Source organism: Parapedobacter tibetensis, from assembly GCF_024704835.1.
Lineage (GTDB): Bacteria > Bacteroidota > Bacteroidia > Sphingobacteriales > Sphingobacteriaceae > Parapedobacter > Parapedobacter tibetensis.
On the sequence record NZ_JAMXBE010000010.1, the window covers coordinates 17,579 to 39,423 of the forward strand.

The following is a 21,845-nucleotide window of genomic DNA, read 5'->3' on the forward strand; positions in this document are numbered from 1 at the left end:
CGAATTTTGCGTACTTTTGTACGACTATAGCGCCATGGGCTCTATCGTAAGACGTATTGGAGGGGTCGGACCTTGCGACACGCAGATAGAGCCCGCTATAGTTTTCGTGCTCTATCATAAACGGGACTCGTTTTCAAACTAACCATTATGAAAACGAGTTTTTTATTTTTACAGCTTGCCAGTTTTTCCGATCCAATAGGAGAGGGGAGAGCGGTATGTTCAAAGGCGTGGAGTATCTCCACTAAAAATCTCTTTAAAAATGTTATAAAAGTGCCGGTTTGATTTAGGTGATTAATCTGAATGAATTAACGATTTCTTACACCTAAAATCAAACAATACGATGAAGCAAAAAATACGCTTAATGGCCGGGCTATGGCCTTTGCTAAGGCTATTGGCCTTAACCAAGAAATATAAACGAAAGCCAATCATTCTAAAATCATCCAAAACAGCCGAGCAACCTCCGTTACATCTTCGGTCATCCTCCGATGGTTCTTCGCTGCTGCTGGATACCCGAGCCTTAACAGCCCCGTACTTAAAACGTGTTTTCTCCGCTTGTTCTCCGCTGCTCCTTCGGTGCTTCTCCGCTGTTCCTCCGCTGCTCAAGCGTAGAAGCAGCGGAGAACGAGCGAACAATGAGCGGAAAACCACCGAAGCGGGAGCGGCGCAGGTGCGCAGCGGGTATTGCTTAGGTAATGGCAACCAGCGGAGCATAAACGGAGCGGAAGCGGACAAGGTTAGGCGACGGGTTCGAGATGGCTCCCAGACTGCTGCGGTCTCGCTGGCGATGCGCGAGCTGTCGGCTAGGGGTCACAGTGCTGTTTTTAAGCAGCGAACCCCGGGCGAGACAGCCGGTATACTGCACGAAGACCCGACCATGATGCGGAGCATTTTGGGCACTGGTGCGCTTGGGGATAAACTGCATATGGAAGCATGTTCCCGTCCACCTTCCCTTACCCTTCCTTCGGTCCTTATCCGCATATGTCCCGCATATACTTCGGTAAAAAGGCCCAAAAGCGGCACTTTAGCGAAGAGTAAGCGGCTATATAGCGGGAGAAAGGCGCATACGGAGGGGCATGGAATGGGGTGGAACGTGGCGCGCCCGTCAACCGCTTGGGGTTGTCTTCAGACCGGCTTGGAGATGGCTTCGGATATAAGTGCGGTGCTGAACGGGTTTTTGACGGGGCTTGTTCGGCCGAAAGCGGAACGAGACCCGAAGGTGTCCCGTTGGAGTGCCGTAGAAGCCCCGTCCGAGCGGCAAAGCCGTATGCCGGATGGTTCCGGAGCTGAGAAGGGTATGCCACGTTGGCTGCCGGCCAAAAGAGATTCCGAAGAATCATGTGTTTGTACCCATGCGAAGGCACCAGCCCGCAGCGGGCTGGGCCTCGCTTTGGGGATGACCTTGTTTTTCTTGTTAGCCTTGTTCAGTGGCCTGTGTGCACAACCGAGCACGCAACGCGCAATGGAAGTAGACAGTATTACGCCATTGCAGATAGGTGACACCATCCCCGAGGCGCTATGGCGTCTGCCATTGCAGGTGATAAACCATCCGGATGGAAAGGAAACGATTACGCTGAATGACTATCGGAATAGTAAACTGATTATACTGGATTTTTGGGCCACGTGGTGCAAGCCGTGTCTGCAATCGCTCAATAAGCTGGATGCTATTAGGGACTCGGCATTCCAAGCCGAACTGGCGGTCATACCCGTGCAGGCTTTTGACAGTGAACGCCGGGCTTTGGAATTTATAGACCGGCATCATTGGACGCGCTATTCCGTGGTGAATGACCCTGCATTGCACAGTGATGTTTTTTCCCGATACCTGACGGCCTTCGGCACGGTGTGGATAACCGATGGAAAGCTCTACGCCATCCCGCAGTATGAGGCCATCACAGCAGAAAACATCGCTAAGGTCATTCAGGGACAACCTGTCCATATGGAAAACCAGCCAGAACAACCTATTTCGAACAACTAAACCACTTGAAATGAAAACAACCATATCACTGATACTATTCCTATGCTTTGCCGGAATGGCAGCATTTTCCCAGCAGGAAGTAATGGGAGTTGTACGATCAGCGGAAGACCGTGCTTCACTTAGCGGTGCCAATGTCCGTTCCATCTCATCTGGCGGTTCGGCCACTACAGACAGCGAAGGCCGTTTCCGGCTTTCTGTATCTGCGGGTACGGATACCATACAGGTGACCTATATAGGCTATATCACACAGCGTATACCTATTAACAAGATGCGGATCCCCGAAACCATCGAGATTTACCTCGAAGCAGATGCATCCACATTAGAAGAGGTGGTCATCAACACCGGCTATTACAAGGTGCCGAAGGAAAGGGCTACGGGTTCATTTACCCATGTCGATAACAGCCTGCTTAATCGCAGCGTGGGGTCCAATATCCTCCAGCGGTTGGAAGGTATCGCTCCCGGCGTACAGTTTGTCAATGCTAACGGCGCCTCAGCCTCGGACATCCGTGTGCGTGGTGTGGCCACCATCGAATCGGACGAGACCCCGCTCATCGTGGTTGATAATTTCCCCTATGAGGGGGATATCAACAGCATCAACCCCAACGATGTCGAGAGCATCACCGTACTACGCGATGCGGCAGCAGCCAGTATATGGGGTGCCCGGGCCGGCAATGGCGTGATTGTGATCACCACCAAACAGGGACGGTACAACCAGCGAGCCAAGATCTCCGTCAATAGCAACTTCACGATGGGGGAGAAGCCGGACCTGTTCTACAGCCAGAGTTGGCTGCCGAGTGCCACGGTGATGGATATCGAGAAGGAATTATTCGAACGAGGTGGGTATTACCTGGAATCGACCAACCAGCGTCCTTTCCCGGCTTACGTGGAGCTGCTCATCAAACATAAAAATGGATCGATCGATGACGCGGAACTGGCCCGGCAGGAAGCCATCATGCGCAAGACGGATGTGCGCAACGAGGCCATGCGCCACCTGTACCGGGGAGAGTCCCACCAGCAATATGCAATCAACATCAGTGGGGGCGGTGAGCGCTACCGCTATTACCTCTCCACCGGATATGACCAAAACCGCAGCATACTGGTGGGCAATGGCAACAATCGCCTGAACATGAATTTGCAGAATACCTTTCAGCCGATCGATGGCTTGGAAATAACGGCGGGCATCTGGTATGCCCAACAACGGGCGACCAATAACGGATTGTCGCTGAGCAACCTCAATCCGGCCGCGGCACAACAGGTATCCACCTATGTGCGCTTGGCCGATGAACAGGGCAATACGCTTGCCATTCCCCATGAACGGCGATTGGCTTACTATGACAGGGCAGAAGCTGATGGTCTGCTCGACTGGCACTACCGTCCACTGGACGAATTGCAGCTGACCGACAATACTTCCACCGGCAATGAATATCGGCTGAACGCCGCGTTGCGCTACCGGTTTCTTGACCACTTCAACCTGAACGTGACATACCAATACCTGCAGAGCAGCAGCACCGGCAAAAATTATTATGACGCCGATAGCTATTTCGTGCGCAACCTGGTAAACCGTTTCACACAGGCCGACGGAAGCCGCATGGTGCCGCACGGGGCGATCCTGGACGGCGGGCGCAACACGGTTGGACGGAGCCAATCAGGGCGGGCGCAGCTCAACTACAGCCGTGATTTCGGCAGTGACCACAGCGTGACAGCCCTGACCGGTGCGGAGATCCGGGAAGCGGTCAGCGAAAGCTCACCGGGCTACCGGATCTACAACTTCGACCGCGAGCTGCTGACGGGCACGGCCACCTATAATTACAACCAGGCCTATCCGGTTCGGCCTTCGGGCAGCTCCCGTTTGCCCACGCCGCCGACGGGTTTGACCCATTACACCGATCGCTACCTCTCTTACTTCGGCAACGCGGCCTACACCTATACCGGTCGCTATACGCTCTCGGGCAGCCTGCGCTGGGATGGAAGCAATCTCTTTGGGGTAAAGACCAACCAGAAGGGGGTGCCGCTGTGGTCCATAGGCGGTAGCTGGAATGCGAGCAAGGAACCCTTTTACGGGCTGGGCGATATCCTCCCGTACCTGCGTCTGCGGGCAACGTACGGAAGCGCAGGCAATGTCAATAAGCAGGTAAGTGTGTTCCCGGTTGTGCGGTTTACCACCAATTCCACTACGGGGCTGCCGGTGGCCAACGTGCAGAGCGTGGGTAACCCTTCATTGCGTTGGGAGCAAGTGAATACGTTGAATTTCGGAGTGGATTTCGCCAGCCGGAACAACCGGATACAGGGAAACGTCGAATACTATACCAAGTACGCGGAAGATCTGATTGGGGAGGACTTTATGGCCCCGTCTACGGGTATCAACAGCGCGGCTCGGCTCTCCAACCAGATCAACTACGCCAACCTGCGTACCCACGGCTGGGACGTGCAGGTCACCACGCGCAATCTGACAGGTGTGTTGAACTGGCAGACAGGCTTTCAATTTAGCCATGTCCGCAACAAGGTTACGCATTTCAGCACCGCCGAAGTAAATACCATTGGTACGTATTTCACTAACCCACCCCCGGTTATCGGCCAATCCAGGGATGCGGTATATGCATTGCCTTGGCATGGGCTGGATGGCGACACAGGGATGCCGCTGGTGGACGTGGATGGACAAATGGGTATGGATTACGATGCTTATATCCGAAACTACGATGCAGATAAACTATTGATTGCCGGTATGCGTGTGCCGCCGTTTTACGGAGCGCTCCGGAATACCCTCGAATGGAAAGGAGTGCAGGTGGGGGTGAACATCGTCTGGAAGGCCGGTTACGTTTTCAGAAGGCAGTCCATATCACCGGGGCAGGAATACAGCACCTCAGGATACCATATCGACTATTTCAGGCGGTGGCAGCGTCCCGGGGATGAACTGCATACAGACGTCCCCGCCTGGGCCGAGACGGTACAACCTTACCGGAGCCAGTCGTACCTATATTCCGAGGCATTGATAACCGACGGCGATCAAATCCGCTTGCAGGATGTCAACTTATCGTATGATTTGCCCGTTAACCAGACGCTGCTACTGCGGCGCATGAGACTATACGCGTATGCACGCAACCTGGGGATATTGTGGAAAGCCAACCAAGATGACATCGACCCGGACTATGTCAATGCAGAATACATCGCGCCAAGGATGTTTTCCGTTGGTGTGCAAGTGGATTTTTAGTTAGTTGTACTATTGCGAAACCACCAAATAAAAGACCATGAAACAAATAAATATACTGCTGTTAATTGTTGTGTTGTTTCTTTGTTCCTGCGGCAAAGAATTTTTAAACATAAAAAGGGACGGGAGTCAAATAATACCCTACACATTGGCCGACTATCAATCGATATTGGATAATGTCAATGTATTTAACTTCGATTCGGGTAACAGGTTGGCCATCATCGGAGGTGATGAATATTTCCTTTCCGATCAATCTTATGCGTCGCTCACTGCCCCTTATGAAAAGAATGGATATCTGTGGGGAAAAGACGTGTATGAAGGGCAGTCCGTACACGACTGGAATATTGGTTACCATCGTATATTGCTAGCAAATCTGGTATTGGAGGGCGTAGATGGAATTGAGCCCAATGTTGACGAGGGGGTATTGAACAATGTCAAGGGCAACGCCTTGTTTGTTAGGGCATACAATTTCTATCAACTTGCCCAACTCTTTTGCCATCCTTATGACGAGCGGAGCGCTTCCACGGATTTGGGTATTCCGATAAGACTGGAATCGGATATTACGATAACTACTCCGCGCTCCAATGTTGAGGCGACGTATGAGCAAATCATTGTTGATTTTAGAGAAGCAGCTGATTTACTGCCGGTATACTCGGGCAATCTGTACCGCCCTTCCAAAGTCGCAGCATATACAATGCTTGCAAAGGCATATCTGCACTTGGGAGATTATATTAACGGTGCTGAAGCGGCTGATCGGGCTTTGGCATTGAAAAATGAATTGATAGATTACAACGATATCGATGTCGACTCGGATTTGCCCTTTCCTATGCTTCCCGTTAGTAGGGAAGAAAACAAGGAAATTATCTATTTCTCAATGATGTCTAATATTCCTGTCATCCAAGTGAGTAGATTTAACGCGGATACGATACTATTGGGCTTATATGAAGCGGAAGATTTAAGGCGGAGGGCTTATTTTTATGAAGAAAATGACGGAAGGGTTGTGTTTAAAGGGTCATATGTCGGAGGTGGGCCGTACGCATTTTTTTCAGGACTTGCAGTAGATGAGTTATATCTCATTGCGGCCGAATGCCATGCTAGACAGGGAAATTTGCAGGAAGCTTTGGAACACGTGAACTTCCTGAGGAAACACCGCTTTTTAACGGCAACTTTTGAGCCCTTAGCCAATTTAACCAAGGAAGGCATACTGACATATATCATCGAGGAGCGGCGTAAAGAATTGGTGTTGCGAGGAAACTGCTGGGAAGACGTGAGGAGATTAAGACGAGATACCATGTTTTCGCGATCTCTTAAACGGATTATTGAGGGAGAGACGTATTTGCTAGAACCCGGGTCTCCAAAATTGGCGTGGCCTATCCCAGAGGATGAAATCGCAATAAATAATATGCTTCAGAACGAACGGTGATGTTTATCATTAAGGCAGTTCTCCGGTTTGGAGAACTGCCTTCGTTTGTTTAGGGGTAGTTTGAGTCTTGGCCCACAGTGACATCATCATCCGCCTCTGCTTCAGAAACCGTACTCGGAACATCTATTGCTTCAGCATCAAATGTGAGATGTATGGCGCAACGGTCTCCGGAATTGGCGGTAGCACATCCTGAACCGACTGCAGGAGGATCATTGTCCAGCTTTTCGCCGATTTGTTGCAGTGATTCATCATCCGGATCGGTGGCGTCGGACGTTATCTCATACCACCCATCCTCGGGTTGCTGGGTAGACTCGACATACTTAAACGCCGAAAATCCGATAAACGTGGCCGCCAGGGCCAACGCGAAAAAATACTGCTTAATAAATATTGCTGCTTTACTATGCATAACAGGAACTTTTTTCTAACACATCGAAAAAAGGGTACCAAAAATGTTTAGTGAAAAAATGAATAATTATTGTCCGGTCACTGACGTGGAGATTCCGGTCACGTGCCGTTGGCCATTTCGCTGGAGATGGCACATCGGCAGGGTAGGACGGATGCACTAGGCCCTGCGCCGGAAAAGGGCGAATTTCCTCGGAAAGCGGATACGCCTTTTAATCTCGTATACGTTGGATTGCTTCACGCCACTACCCTTGTCCAATGCACGGGTTCGCAATGACGATGAGGAATGGCTGTCCGCTGACGGTTTGCGCTGGGGCCGGGTGAGCCAGATGCCGAGAATAGAGAGAAGTAGGAAACCGAGGTTGAACCACAGGTGCTCATTCCACGAAAGGCCAGACACGATGGATCCGCATCCACACGGCTTTTTGGCGTACCAGCCCAATACACCGAAGAGGATGAATAGCGTGAAGCTGAGCATCAGGATGGCGGAGAGCCACAAGCCGAGCCTATGGAGGGATTCGGGGATTGGGATGAGTGAAAGCAATTTTCGTCCAAAAGTAGGCTGCTTCGCTCCTCCACGGTACCGCGGGCTCTTGCTCGCAGTGACGAAAAGATTTGCTTGCGATGACGGGAGGTTTGGCCAAGCGATAAGCACACCGGCCAGTAGCTCCAAGAGGGGCAACAACCAGAAAAGCACATCGGCCCACCAGTCCGGGAAGGGTTGCCGCAGCAGGGTGCTGTAGAATCCTTGAAGACCCCACAGCTTTTCCACTGCGACCGGAACCCACAGTAGCAGGAGGGTTAACCGGACCGAGGCGACGAGAGGTGAAGCGATATGTTTTCGAGTAATCGACATATCACAAAAGTAGCCCATGGGAGGCCCCACCAATGTTAAGCGGTTTACATTCTCCCGGTTAAAGGTTAACATCACAGCTGTTAACTTTTAACATCGACGGCTAGTAATTTGAGTTTCTTGCTGTAGGTTTGCCGGGAGAGGCCGGCATGCATGCAGCGCGTCTCCACGGTGGCCACATGGGCAAAGGTGGGGTACCGCTTTTCAAAAGTGGCTACGCGTTGCAGGGGTGTGAGGCGCAACAAATGGTCATGTGCCTGCCGCTGCCGTTCCTGTTGGCGGGCCAGTACGGTGATGGCACGCTCGATGACCGCATAGTCGGCCATAAAACGATGTAGTGCGGGATAGCGGATGCTGAGATAGGGGCTAGGCTCCAGTGCCTGTACGTAATCGGTACGCGCCTCGCCATCATGTAAGGCGGCGGGGTTGAATATCAAGGTACGACGGCGCCAGATTTGGGTGCCGATATAACGTATGGCCGGTCCTTGGTCGATGATCTGAAAACTGTGCGCCACGGATTGCAACAGCAGGATGGCGTGCCCCTCATCAGCGGTGCCGGGCTCTTCCACATACTGGCGTGCCACAGCTTGCCGGAGCTGGCAGCGCTCGGCCAACCCTCCGCAAAAGCGGTCATGGAGCGCCGCGGGTAGGGTGTCCAGTAGGGGTAGGAGGTGCTGCCGGATGAGCTCGTACTTTTGGTGTGCAGATGGAAAGTTCATGTGGTATTTTACTTAGCCTTTTTTAACGGGACGAGGCCACATTCATGGGCCCGGGCTATCAATGCGGTGTTGTCCTGCACCCCGAATGTATTTCGCAGGTGCTTTACATGGCCCCGAACGGTGTAAATGCTTATGCTATTTTTTGCGGCAATTTCCTTTTGCGAATAGCCTTCAGAAAGGAGATGTAGCACGTTCATTCGCTTAGCCGGAATGTCTGCAATTCCACGGCCCAATTTTCCCTGTTCGGCCAAGCTGAGATCGCGTTCCGTAACCAATGCATTTACGTACCGGCCGGATTTGTAAAGGTGGTGTATCGCAGTAGCCAGGTCGTCCGTGTCTGACGCCTTGGCAATGAACCCACGCGCCCCGCTACGGAGCATCCCCTGTACAGCCGCTTTTTCTTCGGAAAACGTGTATACCAATACATGGGTTTCAGGAAAATGTTTGGCAAGCCACTTGGTGGCCTCGTACCCGTTCATGTGCGGCATGCGAATATCCATGATCATCACATGCGGTGCACCGTACCTGTGGATTTGATCTTGCATTTCCAGTCCGTTTTTGGCGGTGAAGATGACCGTAATGCCATTTGGTTGTGCATTGAGGTATTCGGCGGTATAGCGATTGATGGGTGTTTGGTTGTCGATGATTCCAACCGTAATCTGGGATATGTTGTTTTCAGTCATGTCATGAATAGGTTTTGTTGATCAATTGGAGGTCGTAAACATGGGCACGTAGAGGGTAATCTGTGTGCCTTTATTCGGTGCTGATTCGATGCGGAGGGTAGCATTGACACAGTCAGCCCGGAACTGCATATTGCTAAGCCCCATGGATTCGCCAAGGGGTAGCCTTTCGACGTCGAAACCCTTGCCATCGTCTTTCACGGTAAGCTGAAATGTATCCTGGTCGTACATCGCGAGTGAGACGGTGATTACCCGCGCTTGCGCGTGCTTCGTGATATTGGCCGCGACCTCCTGCAAAATGCGGAAAATGTGAAGTGCTACACCATGTTCCAGATCATCACGGCAATCGGGTTTGATATGTACGCTCACTTGTAGACTGAAGTGGCGTCGCAGGAGGGCCGCTTCGGCTTGAATAGCGCTTATAAGACCTGCTTCAACAAGCTGCTCTCCTTGGATAACACGGTTGAAATCCCGGAAGTCCGCCAAGGATTCCCGGGCAAACTGCCGACAAAATTGCACCTGTTGCGCAGTGATGGGCTGGTCGTGTTGGAGTTGCTTGGAAAAATCGCCCAACAACGTGTTGAGGAATGCGAGCTTGTTGCCCAGGTGGTCGTGTAGGGCACCGGTGATTTGCATGATTACCCGGTCCGCTTCCTGAACACGACTGGCCTGGAGGGCAATTTCATGTTCTACGTCTTGCCGTTTGGCGGTTTCCTCCGCAAGTTGTCGCTCCCGGTTATATAGTACCACGAGGAGCACGATGGCGGTGCAGCACATTAGCATAGCGATGGTACCGACAATCATAATGCTGATCAATGCCAATTTCGATAATTGCACGTATACGAAAAAATCCATAGGCTATAACGTTTTAGGTTCAACAGCAAATAAATAGCATCCGTAAAGCGTGCATAAACCAATGAGGTAAAACAAATAATTCTTCATGTGCGAAATAAGTTTTGGTGACCGGCAAAAATAACGGTTGTGTCCAACAAAAAAAACACCCAATATTGGGCATTTTTTTATCGGAAGAGGGTTTATAACTTTGTCTTACACATACCTGTAGACCGGAATAATGCAATTATATGGTTAACATTGTTTATCAAACTAAATTTCGAGTATGGAACAAAACACCTACCTCGCTCAGCATCATCCCCTAGGGGGAGAGCTGGCAAATGCAATTTTACCGTTGTTAAATCTCTTAGTGGAGCTGCTCAAAAGGCTATTGGCCGGGCTGGGCAATCCCGCCCATAGGCATGGGCTGCTGTTGCCCGAAGAGGTCACCATGATGCTCCGTATCAGCGCACGCACATTAAGACGATATAATGAGCTGGGGATACTGTGTCCCCTCAAGATCGGTAGCATGCGTTACTACCTGATGAGCGATATCATCGATGCCGGAAGGAACGACGATACCGCCTGATTTTAGCCCATTAAAAAACGCCGCTTTCCGGTGGCGGCGTTTTTTATGGGTATCCCTAGCTATAATAGTAAATATGTTTCCCTTCATTGTCGAGCCTTGGCTTTAAATTTATTGATGGTTATCAATGATATTCCAGTCGGAGATATAGAGACTATAGACGTATTGAAGATGCGTCATCTACTGCTATTTACGGAGCACAGGGCGCAAATGGTGTAATTTTGATGAAATATTTGGATATATAGAAAATATTTAACATATTTGATATGTACTACATAACTACTATTAGTAAGCCAAATATAAATCCTATGTATCACATTAAGAAATTAAGTGTTAGCAGAAACGAGGTTTCAATTCTTTGCTATCTGAGTTTTATTTTATGTATTGTAACGGGCTGTGCCAAAAGTCCGGAGGTCATGCAATCTATTGAAAAGCAGGCTATGTCGAAAGAAGAACAGGTAAATGTTGCCCCCCTGGCAACACCTGTATACTCCAGAATCACTGTATTTAATGGTGGTAATGAAGGTAACAATGGAGTTATCTACCATTCCTTCCGCATCCCATCAATTATTAAAACCAATAATGGTACGCTGGTCGCATTTGCAGAAGGCAGAAGATGGAGTCCGAGCGACTATGGAGACATTAATATTGTTTTTAAGCGGTCGACCAATAACGGTTCTTCATGGTCTGCCTGTGGAGAAGTAATCGGAAGCGGACCCGGTAGCTGGACCAATCCGACGGCTGTTTATGACAGGAGTAAAGGTACAAATGGCAGGATATGGCTTTTCATGGAATGGAACGATGAGCATAAGCAACAATGGTCTGATTTCGATTCATGGGGTGATAGAAGAATCCATACTTCGTATAGTGATAATCATGGTTCTACCTGGTCTACACCGGTAGACCGAACTGCTACGCTTACCCCTTCAAACTATAAATGGGACTGCGTAGGCCCTGGAATAGGAATAAGAACGGTATATAACAGTCCCGGAAGACTCATTGTGCCTGCTTACGGTAGAAATATCTATAGTGACGACAAGGGGACAACCTGGCAGTATCAACGTATTCCGGGAGGCACAGACGAAAGTACAATTGTAGAACTGATGAACGGCAGTTTAATGCGAAACGACAGACCTGGAACTGCGGCGTGGAATACTTCTAAAAGAAGGAGAAAGACTTGGGGCTCTATTAGCGGAGGATTTGTTCCCTGGATTGCCGTTGCTGCCCTTCCAGATCCAAAATGCGAAGGTTCAATGTTAAGGTATAACACCGATCTGCCAAACAGAAGGATTATCTTCTTAAATCCCAACGGCGTTGATAAAAGATGTAACATGACGGTTCGCATCAGTTATGATGACGGTGTGACCTGGCCTAAAAGCCGGGCATTGTATAGTGCTGCAAATTGTAATTATGCAACAAGTACTGTTGTATACGGTGGTTATTCGAGCATGGCAAAAACAGACGATTATTGCGTAGGTGCCTTAATCGAATATAATGAGAACGTGAATAGCAGCGGAAGCAATAAATCGATATCATTCAGCAAGTTCAATCTGGCCTGGATATTAAACGGCAGTTCAGAACCTAATTAAGCTGTTCTTGGAAAAATACATTGGTAAACTCCGCGGGCGCTATGCTATGGCCGGGGGGTTAACTAAAGCTTACCGGTTGCAGCTGCTGGGTTTCCGCCCCCGACTGAAGCCGAGCAACTTCCGGCAATTCAGCATCAAAGCCAGGGAAAATAGGGCAATTCCGCCTAATAATACCTGGTGTATCCCGAAATGCGCGATGATAAATCCGCCTAAAGCGGCTCCGAAGGCTATGCCTATATTCGCTGTTGATAAGACCAGGCTGTTCACGAACTCAGGAGCCTCAGGTGCAGCTGAACTGATCCATGCCTGGCTGATCACGAAACCGGCCATGTGAAAAAAGCCCCAGACGCCAATGATACCCACATTCAGCAGATAGCCGGCATTCATATGGTATAAAAGAATAAAGATCACGCTCATGGAGATCATATAGATCAGTATGGCCTTAGGGATACTTTTACTTAAAGCCCTACCGGCAGCCCAGTTCCCCAGGATGCCGGTGAACCCGAACAGGATCAGCATCAGGCTGACCTGGGGTCCGCTCATGTCAAATACCTTCTCCAGGTAATCGGCAAAATAACTGTAAACAGAAAAGGCTCCGGCAGCGATCAGTACCACGGTCAGGATATTTATCCATAAGACTTTCTTTTTCAATACGCCCAGCTGTCCGCCATAGGAAAGTTTCTTCCCTCCCGGCATGGAAGGGACAACATACCAGATGCCCGATAACGCGATCGTGTTAATACCCGCTGCCATCCATAAAGATGCCTTCCATGTGAACAGATCTGCCATATAAGCGGTCAAAGGGATCCCTATTACGGTAGCTGTACTCAACCCTCCATATACCGTTGCAACTGCTTTAATGGCATTTTTCTTCCCGGCCGACTCCGCCGCCATGACCAGCCCGTTTGAAAAATAAACAGGTAAGAAAAAGGCCGGCAGCACCCTGGCCAGCAGCAGGGTTGCAAAGGAATCCGAAAGCGCTGACAAGATATTTGACACGATAAAAATTGCCACTACTCCCTGAACGAGCCGCTTCCTGTCAAAACCCGAAAATAGCAATGTCATGAACGGGCTTGAAACAGCCACCGCTAGGGCGAATAGGCTCACCAGCAGCCCCGCCTCATTAGTGCTTATCCTGAAGTAGTCTGAAATCTTCGGTAAGATGCCTATAATGCCGAATTCTGTCGTGATAATGCCAAAAGCGCCTAATGCCAGTACATAAGTAGTTCTGCTCATGATTCAAAGGGTCGTCTCTTCCGGATCATCCGGACGTTGTCCCGCCTTATCGGTGTATCAGACATTTACACCTCCGTCGATGGTGAAGGTTGCTCCTGTAATAAACTGGCTCTCTTCACCGGCGAAATAAGCCACTAATCCGGCGATTTCCGCCACAGTTCCATAGCGTCCGATAGTCGTTTGGCTGATCAACGCAGGAGCATGATCGCTGTCGGCCGGGTTCATATCCGTATCGACCGGGCCCGGCTGGATCAGGTTGGCCGTTATATTCCTCGGACCCAGATCCCGCGCTATTGCCTTCGTTAACCCGCTGAGCGCGGATTTACTCATGGCATAAAGGCTGCCTCCCTGAAACCCAACCCGGTCGGCCATGTTGCTCCCTACCGTGATGATCCGGCCGCCTTGTTTCATGTGACTGGCTGCAAACTGCGCAGCCACAAAAACAGCCTTCACATTCACACCCATCATCTGGTCATATTCCTCCAAGGTATATTCATTGATAGGTTTGTTCGAATAAATCCCGGCATTATTTACCAGAATATCCAGTCTTCCAAATTCATCGACGGTCGTTTCCAATGCCGTCAGCAGCGCATCCGAATCCTCATTGCCGGCCACCAGCGCCCTGACCCGGTTTCCGTTCTGCCGAGCAGCAGAGACCACTTCATCAGCCTTTTGCGGATTCCTTCCCGAATGGGTGAAAATCACATCCGCCCCTTCCTGCGACAAACGCTTGGCGATCGCGGCACCCATGCCCCGGCTTCCACCGGTTATAAAAGCTACTTTTCCTGTTAGTTTTTGCATGATCATTTGTTTTTTATTTACCTGTAAACTTTTGCAAAACTAACTGACATACTGTACATTTGTAAGTACTTACCGATTTATTAAATACTTACTAAAAAGTAAGAAATGGGGAAAAGGACCATGAGAAAAGAAACGTCAACCAACTACTCCAACGAAAAAAGAATCCTGGCCGGCTGCGGCATGGCCTATGCGCTGTCCCTGATAGGAGGCAGGTGGAAACCGGGTATTCTGTGGCAGCTCCTGCTGGAAGGTAAAATGCGGTACAGCGAACTCAAGAAGACCCTGCCCGGTATCTCCGAACGGATGCTGGTAGCCCAGCTCCGGGAGCTGGAAAAGGACCGGCTCGTAAGCAGGATCGTGCATCCCGAAGTGCCGCCCCGGGTAGAGTATGAGCTCACCGAACTGGGTTATTCCATGCAACCCATGCTGCAAAGCATCTCCGATTGGGGCGATCTGCAACGTCAGGCCGTGGCCGGAAGCCTGAGCCGTAGCTCGTATATACCATTGCTTTCATTCGCTGTTGCATTGTTCTTTCTGACTACATTATAAAACCATCCGCAAATATTTTACCCATACCTTCTCGCACGATATTCTCGTCAAACTGATCCGCCCGGTCTATTTTTCCATTTTTCAAAGATTTGTACCAGATGTCGCTCCTGTTCATAATCAGCCATAATACATCATACAGTCCGGCATGGAGTGGTGGTTACCGAAATAGACCTAAGAAGTCAGTCGAACAGAAATTTCCTTGCCGCCCGTATAAACTTTTCCCCAGTTGCAAAGACCTTCTAAAATCGGAATCAGGTCTAAACCTTTATTGGTTAATACATATTCAATTCCGACGGGAACGGTTTCGGGAAGTTCTCGTTTGACAATAATTGCGTGCGTTTCCAACTCTTTGAGTTGACGGCCTAAAACCTGTTCCGAAATCTTTGGCAATTTCCTTTTCAGTAAGTGAAACCGGTTGTATCCCTGCGAAATGGAAAAAACAATCTGACATTTCCAGCGTCCGCTTACCATTGAAATCGCTGAATTCAACTCACAAACCTGAAACAAAAACTGTTCATTGATAGCATTGGTGGAATTTTCTTTCCGCATAATCTTCCGGCTTTCTATGGACTAACAATTTTGTTCGTTATTGCGAAACCAAAGTGGCTTGCTGAACTTTGTAACAAAGTTACTAAATGAAATCTCTAAATAATAATAGAGAAAAATGCCCTGGTCAACAATGAACGAACAAATAACTAAAAAACGATGAGAATCAGCATTTATATTGCAGTTTCCGCCAATGGATTGATTTCGAATTTCAGAAACGTGCCCGACTGGCTATCCCCTGAATATGGCCAGGGTTTTATGGAAATATGCCAAAAAACAAAAGCTGTGATTATGGGCAAAACGACCTATAACATCCTTGCGCCGGATTATCTGCCGCTCCAAAAGGAAGGGACAATCGTCGTCCTGACAACGGATGAACAGGCAAAGTCTGATAACCCAACGGTGGTTTTCACAAAAAGCAACGCACCGGAAATCGCAAAAATGCTTGCGGGAAAAGGCCATGACGAAGCCGTAATCATCGGGGGTACAATGACAATGAGTGAATTCATCAATGCCGATCTGGTGGATGATATTTATTTCGTTATGGAACCCGTGCTTTTCGGAAGCGGTTTGCCGCTTTTAAAAAATGTGGAACTTGAATTCAAACTCAAGCTATTGGAGGTAACGAAGTTGAATAACAACTCGGTTCAATTGCACTACGAAATACAAAAACAATCTTAATTTTCAACGAGATCAAAAAAAGCGAATCGGACTGAATCGATCGCCACCGAAACATCAAAATCGGGGATCGGCGCCACCTGCATGTGGCGCTGCACGTAGAACAGGTAGAAGTGCTTGAAACAGCGGAAACCACTGAGGTGGAACAGGAGCAAAACGCACATGACCTCGCTGTCGCTCATTACGGGCGGTCTCTTGGAAGCTTTGCCCAGGATGAACTTTTTGGTGGTGTCTGCTTTTCCCGTTGTGTTGACCATATTCTCGAATTATTCTTCCTCAAATAAAACGATTCGGCCATCGACACTACTAGCCAATAAAATACCTTTTGAGAAGCGTGACAGCGTATTCACCATGTTATCGCTCATGTCAAAAGACCAATTGATTTTCTTTTTGGAGAGGTCTATCGAATAGACCGCTCCCGAATTGGAGCCAAAAAAACCGCTATTCTTGTGAATAATGGGTATGGAGGGAGATAAATCACTTGCTGTCCCAAGGTTTATTTCCAGGAATTTACGCGGAGACCCACTGTCGATTTTCCAGCCAACTACCGCGCTTTGGTTTGTTTTCGCTAATAGCCTTTTTTTCTTGATGTCGCCACCTAAAGACTCCCACAAGCCTTGCTCCTCTATTTCTGAAACAAGGTCGCCGGTAGCTAAATCAAACCCTCTCAACAGACCTTCTGGCGTAACTACGTAAACCACGGTATCCATAATTACCGGGACACAGATAGCAGGTGAATAATACGGGCTGCGGTCCGGATTTTCCCAGAACCAAGACAAGGAACCATCATTTTTATCTAAGGCGTAAAGTTTATTGTGCCAGGTACCGAATACAATCGTTTTGCCGGCAATTGAAGGTTTCATAAAAACAGCACCTTCCATGTCATGGAAAATCCAGCTTATTTCTCCACTGTTCAATTCGATAGCCCTGAATTTATTGTCACTTCCTCCGATAAACACCATGTCCTCTTCAATGATAGGGGAAGCAATAATGGGAGCATCTGTTTTCAATTCCCATAGCTTTGCACCGGTGAGTACATCCAGGCAGTAAATAGTACTGTCAACCGATGCAAAAACCACTTTGTTTCCCGATATTGCGGGTGAGGAATAAATTGCTCCTTCTGTTTTATACGTCCAGTTGATCTTGGAATTTTGCGTACTTACGGATTTAAACTCCCCTAGCATATTTCCGAACAAAATGTTCTTCCTGGAAGCAATGGGAGTCGAAATAATGTTCCCATTATCCATATAACTCCATGTTATTTTTACTGACTCCGGCCGGTCAGTTTCTGCTTCCGAAACGTTTAATTTTGATAGCTCTGCCTGAATATCCGCTTTGTTCATTAAGGCCAAGGTGGTCCAGACTGTATCTTTGCCCGCTTCCGGAAAGATAGCCTTTGCAGTTAAGGAATCGTTAGCAATGGTGATTTGATTATATGTGGTTAAACCGTTCCTGAACTGGGTGGTCGTCGTCATTAAACTTTTAAAACCAGCTTCATTGATTATTTTATTTGAATGGCCATGGCCTGAAAAAACCATCAGGACATTATGATCTTTCAGCACGGATAGGACTTCTTGATAATTGCTGATATATGTATCCAACAAAGGGATATGAGCTATTAGTATAATCGGTTGGTGTAGAGGGGTAGAAGCCATGGTCTTCTCAAGCCAATCCAACTGTCCCTTGGGAACATAACCTTTTATAGTCGCGCGTGCATAGGGGCCGGTGCTTATCCCTATAAAACGGATCCCGTTTATGTCTTTGATAAATTTCTGCCCCCCAAAAAGTTCCGTAAAAGAAGCGCCTGCATTATCAGACCAATAGGTATCATGATTTCCGGGAACAATCATATACGGCTTGTCCAATTTATCCAATATTCTTTTGGCTTCCTTCAATTGACTATGGGAACCAAAATCACTAGCATCTCCTGCATGTATTACAAAACTTATCTCAGAATTTTGATTAATCGCGTCAACTACAAGTTCAAGCGAAGTATCATTACCGGGTTTTCCAATATGGCTATCCGAAAGAACGGCAAATGAAACAGATCCTGGAGGAGTGGACTGACCTAAACAAACTGCTGTCGAGATATAAAAGAAAACTAAACTCAACGTTGATTGTAAATGAATGTGCATGTTAAATACTTAAAATTCCTTAAAACTTTGTTAATTTTATGGCATTTCCGCCATCAGGCGCCAGCTTTAGGATTATTTTATCCGAATTAGTTAATTCCAGCGTATAAATCTCGAGATTGTTGGGGTTTTGTTCCACATCCGGGGCGTCTGCATAGATTTCTGCTTTATACTTACCCGGAGGCAAGAAATCCAAGGAGACTTCAACACGTTTGGCCTTACTGTTGTTTAGCGTCCCGATATACCAGCTATTCCCTTTTCTACGGGCAACAGTGACAAATTCATCTATTTTGGCTGTAGGGACCACAGTCTCATCCCAAACGGTAGGAACCGCTTTTAAAAATTTAAATCCGGGCTCGCCTTCATAGGCTTCCGGATAATCGCATAGGCTGCCGAGGTAGCTTTCCATCACGACATACATGGCCAGCATATGTGCACGTGTACCGATCATAAGCGGGCGTGTATAATGTTCTTTCCACTCCGATTCGGGGACGGCCCTGAAGCCGCCCAGATGGTAGTCCGTTGGTCCGGCAAGCAATCGCGTAAAGGCGATATTAAGATCATGCGCTGTCGTAATCGGCTTCTGGCTGAATTTATTGTATTCATAGTTGTAGGCCGCCTCCCGGGTAAATTCATTCGGATAGGTGCGGCTCAGCCCGGTAGGTTTATTCGAACCGTGAAACTGAATGTAAAGTTTGTATTTTGCAGCCTTTTGCAAAATTTCCTCTTGGATGTTGATCATTTCCTGATCATCGCGGTTCATAAAGTCTACCATCATCCCGTTGATACCCCATTCATTAAATTGTTTAAATGCTTTTTCCAGATCAGGATAGATGGCTTTCCAATGAACCCATACATGTATACCTACGCCTTTCCCTTTAGCATAATCAGCGATTTTTTTTATATCGATCGTTGGAACGGTTTCGGTAACATCGGTGTGCTCACCTACTATGCTGTACATTGCAGCATCACTTTTATACCACGGAACACCACCGTAGCCGATTACTGCATGATATTCAATATGATTGCGCGCCGCAAAATCAATATAGTATTTATTGGTTTCAAAATTATTGCCCGGAGCAAAGCTGGTATCCGGGATAATATCGCCGTTCCACCAATGAAAGGTGGTTTTCCCGGGCTTAATCCAGGAAACGTCTTCAAACCGGGTTGGCTCATTTAAGTTGGCCAAGATATTCGATTCGATCAGTCCGCCTATCCGGTCTCCTATCATGATTACCCGCCATGGTGTGCGGTGGGGCAGGGTCGCTTTGACCTTTATCGCTGTTTGACTCGGTAAGGGCGACAGCTGGCTTCTTAATTTGCCACCCTCCTTTTTTAAGTACAAGCTAGCATAATCCCTTAGATTGGCCTCGGTAATAGCCATGAACGTACTATTGGAAAATTCAAATAATGCCGGGAGGTCTATTAAGGTATCTTGTTTTACTTCTTCATAAGGGACTTTGTGAACGAACCCCTCGTGACTATTGGTATAGTTATCCCAGAATATCCCACGCACGACAGGGTTTCCGTTGATGTTAAAGGTGCTTTCTTCCTCCAATAGTTCATATGATTCCCAGTTTTCTTGTTCAGGAATTTCATACCGAAATGCTAAACCGTCATTAAAAGCTCTCACTACCAGATTAATTTTTCTTTTTGCTCCGCTGCGTTCGGCCAGTGGGATTATAACCTGCTTATGGTAGTCCCTTACTTCTTTTACCTTCCCCACTATCAATTCATACGATTGGTTCACTTCGGTAAATTCAGGTTTTCCCATACTTAAGTTTGGGGCAAAGCTTCCGTCTTTTTTGAAGGCAAGCCCAAGCTTGGATTCATTGAGCAGTTTATCCCCCTTAAATACGATCTCGTAAACGGGTGAGCCCGTTGTTAAACGAAAGGTAAAAACCAACTTCCCATCCGGTGACGCTAATCTTAGCTCATTTTTGGGGAAAGCTTGAAAAGAGGTGAGAATGAATAGCAATAGGATATTTATTTTCAGGTATTTCATTGCGAACATTTTTTTGGGTTTGAGACGTTTGACGTTTAGTAGCCGGGGTTCTGTGAAAGGTTCGGATTAGCGTTCAAAGCGGTTTGGGGTATGGGGAACACGTTATGATGATCGCCATTGGGTTTGTGCGACAACCAGCTTTTTGTGGAAAATATTCCGAAGCGGATCATATCCCGTCTCCTATGGGCTTCCCAGGCAAATTCCCACCCCAGTTCATCCAAAAACCGCCCATAAGCTACCGGGCTTGTATCTCCCTCATCGGTGATCTCATAGTCTTCAACATATCCATAATCATAGCCCGAATCCTGGGTTAATTCATTCCCGGTAACGGTTGCCTGTTGTGGTTCATCCTTAAACGCCCGCTGCCGGACTTGGGTCACTAACTCGGCCGCTTCGTCAGTTCTTCCCAATCTTAATAAAGCCTCTGCTTTTATCATTAGCACTTCAGCATAACGGAAAAACGGGAAATCGTTGCTTAAATTGGCAAGAGAACCCTGCTTTACCTCAAATTTATTCACTCTGTATCCTTCATTTGATGCCGTGAAACGGCCATTGGGGATTTCTTTGGTAAAATCCAGTTGTACACCTTCTGCCATGATGAGATTCCCGTCAAAATCAAACTGCTGCCCCCCTAACCAGGTACTTTCCAGCCGGGAGTCGCCGCTATCATAGGTGTTTAAAAATTGAGTAACCCCCTTGGCGGCCCCAGGACCCCATGGCAAGGCTTTCAACTCATACTTCTGAGCCAAGGCATTATGCCATGACCATCGTTGAATGTAAAACCCTGTTCCCAGGTTTTCGTCAAAAGGAATGGCAAAAACTATCTCCGGAGACCCTTCATTGTCCGTACGAAAAACATCGCTGTAATTGGTCTCCAATGCATATTTTCCGGAGTTTATAATATCATCGGTTTGTACAAGGCATTCCTCCCAATTTGGTTGTCCAACATACACTTCCGAATTAAGATAGACGTTTGCCAATAAAATTTTAGCAGCCCATTTATTAAAACGCCCATACATAAGGCTATTTTTCTCCTCATTCAGATTGGGAAGGGATTCGTTTATTTCGGTGACTATGAATGCATAAATTTCTTCACGAGTAGCGCTTTCAGGCAGGTCCTGTGATGTTGATTTCACCAAAGGGCCATTTCCGAAATTGTCCATAATCAACCAATAAAAAAAAGCACGTGCAACCCTCATTTCAGAAAGAATAGCCTCTTTACCTGCTGATATTGGAAGAGCCCCGCTTTCAATCAGCTCGATGACCCGGTTCGAATAAAAAACGCCTCGATAAAATCCTTCCCACATATTTGGAATAGATCGTTCCAACGAATTCCAGTTGTGCAAGTGTAAATTCCTATAGATACCTCCATCATCCCATCCTGAAGGATTTGCAGGCATTACAATGGCGTCACCAGGAAGTTCTTGGGCCATATAAAAATGCTGATGGTTCCACCATGGACGCATGCTGGCGTATACCGTCCCAATGGTACTCTGTAGATCTTCTTCCGAAAACTCGTAGGTTTCTTCTGTAACCGAAGAAAAGACAGTGGGATCAAGATCATGATCACATCCAAAAATTAAAACCGACAAAAATATAATAAGTATACGTTGTGTATTTTTCATCTTAATAAATTGT

At 47.8% G+C, this 21,845-nt stretch carries 18 protein-coding genes and 1 pseudogene; 7 read left to right on the forward strand and 12 right to left on the reverse strand.

Annotated elements, in window-relative coordinates; genetic code table 11:
• Nucleotides 1–340: 340 nt before the first annotated feature.
• Genes NF543_RS15990 through NF543_RS16000 form a run of 3 tightly spaced genes read left to right on the forward strand, consistent with a single transcriptional unit; the run spans nt 341 to nt 6,600 of the window.
• Nucleotides 341–1,972: a TlpA disulfide reductase family protein gene (locus tag NF543_RS15990; protein WP_257669180.1), complete on the forward strand. Its 1,632-nt coding sequence runs from the start codon at nt 341–343 to the stop codon at nt 1,970–1,972.
• Between the two features lie 10 nt (nt 1,973–1,982).
• Nucleotides 1,983–5,180 (forward strand): SusC/RagA family TonB-linked outer membrane protein, encoded by a 3,198-nt coding sequence (locus tag NF543_RS15995; RefSeq protein WP_257669181.1) that lies wholly within the window; start codon nt 1,983–1,985, stop codon nt 5,178–5,180.
• Between the two features lie 37 nt (nt 5,181–5,217).
• Nucleotides 5,218–6,600, forward strand: a complete 1,383-nt coding sequence (locus NF543_RS16000) for a RagB/SusD family nutrient uptake outer membrane protein (RefSeq protein WP_257669182.1) — start codon at nt 5,218–5,220, stop codon at nt 6,598–6,600.
• 49 nt (nt 6,601–6,649) lie between these two features.
• Here the strand turns inward: NF543_RS16000 and NF543_RS16005 are convergent, their stop codons facing one another.
• The 5 genes from NF543_RS16005 to NF543_RS16025 all read right to left on the reverse strand — a co-directional run bounded on the left by NF543_RS16005 (nt 6,650) and on the right by NF543_RS16025 (nt 10,109).
• Nucleotides 6,650–7,006, reverse strand: a complete 357-nt coding sequence (locus NF543_RS16005; RefSeq protein ID WP_257669183.1) for a hypothetical protein — start codon at nt 7,004–7,006, stop codon at nt 6,650–6,652.
• Between the two features lie 156 nt (nt 7,007–7,162).
• The gene (locus NF543_RS16010; RefSeq protein WP_373275013.1) at nt 7,163–7,930 is read right to left on the reverse strand and encodes a MauE/DoxX family redox-associated membrane protein; all 768 of its coding nucleotides are present in this window, start codon (nt 7,928–7,930) and stop codon (nt 7,163–7,165) included.
• An 8-nt stretch (nt 7,931–7,938) separates the two neighbouring features.
• Nucleotides 7,939–8,574 carry a cyclic nucleotide-binding domain-containing protein gene (locus NF543_RS16015; RefSeq protein ID WP_257669185.1) on the reverse strand — a complete coding sequence of 212 codons (636 nt, stop codon included), beginning with the start codon at nt 8,572–8,574 and terminating at the stop codon, nt 7,939–7,941.
• An 8-nt stretch (nt 8,575–8,582) separates the two neighbouring features.
• Nucleotides 8,583–9,257, reverse strand: coding sequence for a response regulator transcription factor (locus NF543_RS16020; RefSeq protein ID WP_257669186.1), 675 nt, complete (start codon nt 9,255–9,257; stop codon nt 8,583–8,585).
• A 21-nt stretch (nt 9,258–9,278) separates the two neighbouring features.
• The gene (locus tag NF543_RS16025) at nt 9,279–10,109 is read right to left on the reverse strand and encodes a sensor histidine kinase (protein ID WP_257669187.1); all 831 of its coding nucleotides are present in this window, start codon (nt 10,107–10,109) and stop codon (nt 9,279–9,281) included.
• 262 nt (nt 10,110–10,371) lie between these two features.
• On the opposite strand from NF543_RS16025, the gene NF543_RS16030 reads away from it, so the two are divergent.
• The gene (locus NF543_RS16030; protein ID WP_257669188.1) at nt 10,372–10,674 is read left to right on the forward strand and encodes a MerR family transcriptional regulator; all 303 of its coding nucleotides are present in this window, start codon (nt 10,372–10,374) and stop codon (nt 10,672–10,674) included.
• Between the two features lie 413 nt (nt 10,675–11,087).
• Nucleotides 11,088–12,260, forward strand: coding sequence for a sialidase family protein (locus NF543_RS16035; protein ID WP_257669189.1), 1,173 nt, complete (start codon nt 11,088–11,090; stop codon nt 12,258–12,260).
• A 69-nt stretch (nt 12,261–12,329) separates the two neighbouring features.
• On the opposite strand, the gene NF543_RS16040 is transcribed toward NF543_RS16035, so the two are convergent.
• Together NF543_RS16040 and NF543_RS16045 are read right to left on the reverse strand one after the other, a co-directional pair.
• Complete coding sequence (locus NF543_RS16040; RefSeq protein ID WP_257669190.1) at nt 12,330–13,496, reverse strand: MFS transporter; 1,167 nt, start codon at nt 13,494–13,496, stop codon at nt 12,330–12,332.
• Nucleotides 13,497–13,553: 57 nt separating this feature from the next.
• On the reverse strand, nt 13,554–14,297 hold the full coding sequence (locus NF543_RS16045) for an SDR family NAD(P)-dependent oxidoreductase (RefSeq protein ID WP_257669191.1): 744 nt from the start codon (nt 14,295–14,297) through the stop codon (nt 13,554–13,556).
• A 120-nt stretch (nt 14,298–14,417) separates the two neighbouring features.
• On the opposite strand from NF543_RS16045, the gene NF543_RS16050 reads away from it, so the two are divergent.
• Entirely contained in the window at nt 14,418–14,846 is a 429-nt protein-coding gene (locus NF543_RS16050) for a winged helix-turn-helix transcriptional regulator (protein WP_308379019.1), read from the forward strand.
• Between the two features lie 171 nt (nt 14,847–15,017).
• On the opposite strand, the gene NF543_RS16055 is transcribed toward NF543_RS16050, so the two are convergent.
• Nucleotides 15,018–15,395 (reverse strand): winged helix-turn-helix transcriptional regulator, encoded by a 378-nt coding sequence (locus NF543_RS16055; protein WP_257669192.1) that lies wholly within the window; start codon nt 15,393–15,395, stop codon nt 15,018–15,020.
• A gap of 156 nt (nt 15,396–15,551) precedes the next feature.
• On the opposite strand from NF543_RS16055, the gene NF543_RS16060 reads away from it, so the two are divergent.
• Nucleotides 15,552–16,073 carry a dihydrofolate reductase family protein gene (locus tag NF543_RS16060; RefSeq protein WP_257669193.1) on the forward strand — a complete coding sequence of 174 codons (522 nt, stop codon included), beginning with the start codon at nt 15,552–15,554 and terminating at the stop codon, nt 16,071–16,073.
• A 77-nt stretch (nt 16,074–16,150) separates the two neighbouring features.
• On the opposite strand, the pseudogene NF543_RS25630 reads toward NF543_RS16060, so the two are convergent.
• From NF543_RS25630 to NF543_RS16080, 4 genes and pseudogenes are all read right to left on the reverse strand, one after another.
• Nucleotides 16,151–16,297: pseudogene (locus NF543_RS25630) on the reverse strand (IS982 family transposase); the annotation flags it as partial.
• 39 nt (nt 16,298–16,336) lie between these two features.
• Nucleotides 16,337–18,205 carry an outer membrane protein assembly factor BamB family protein gene (locus tag NF543_RS16070; RefSeq protein ID WP_257669195.1) on the reverse strand — a complete coding sequence of 623 codons (1,869 nt, stop codon included), beginning with the start codon at nt 18,203–18,205 and terminating at the stop codon, nt 16,337–16,339.
• 19 nt (nt 18,206–18,224) lie between these two features.
• Nucleotides 18,225–20,207: a glycoside hydrolase family 97 protein gene (locus NF543_RS16075; RefSeq protein WP_257669196.1), complete on the reverse strand. Its 1,983-nt coding sequence runs from the start codon at nt 20,205–20,207 to the stop codon at nt 18,225–18,227.
• A gap of 35 nt (nt 20,208–20,242) precedes the next feature.
• A complete protein-coding gene (locus NF543_RS16080; RefSeq protein WP_257669197.1) occupies nt 20,243–21,832 on the reverse strand; it encodes a RagB/SusD family nutrient uptake outer membrane protein in 1,590 nt (529 codons plus the stop codon).
• Nucleotides 21,833–21,845 lie beyond the last annotated feature (13 nt).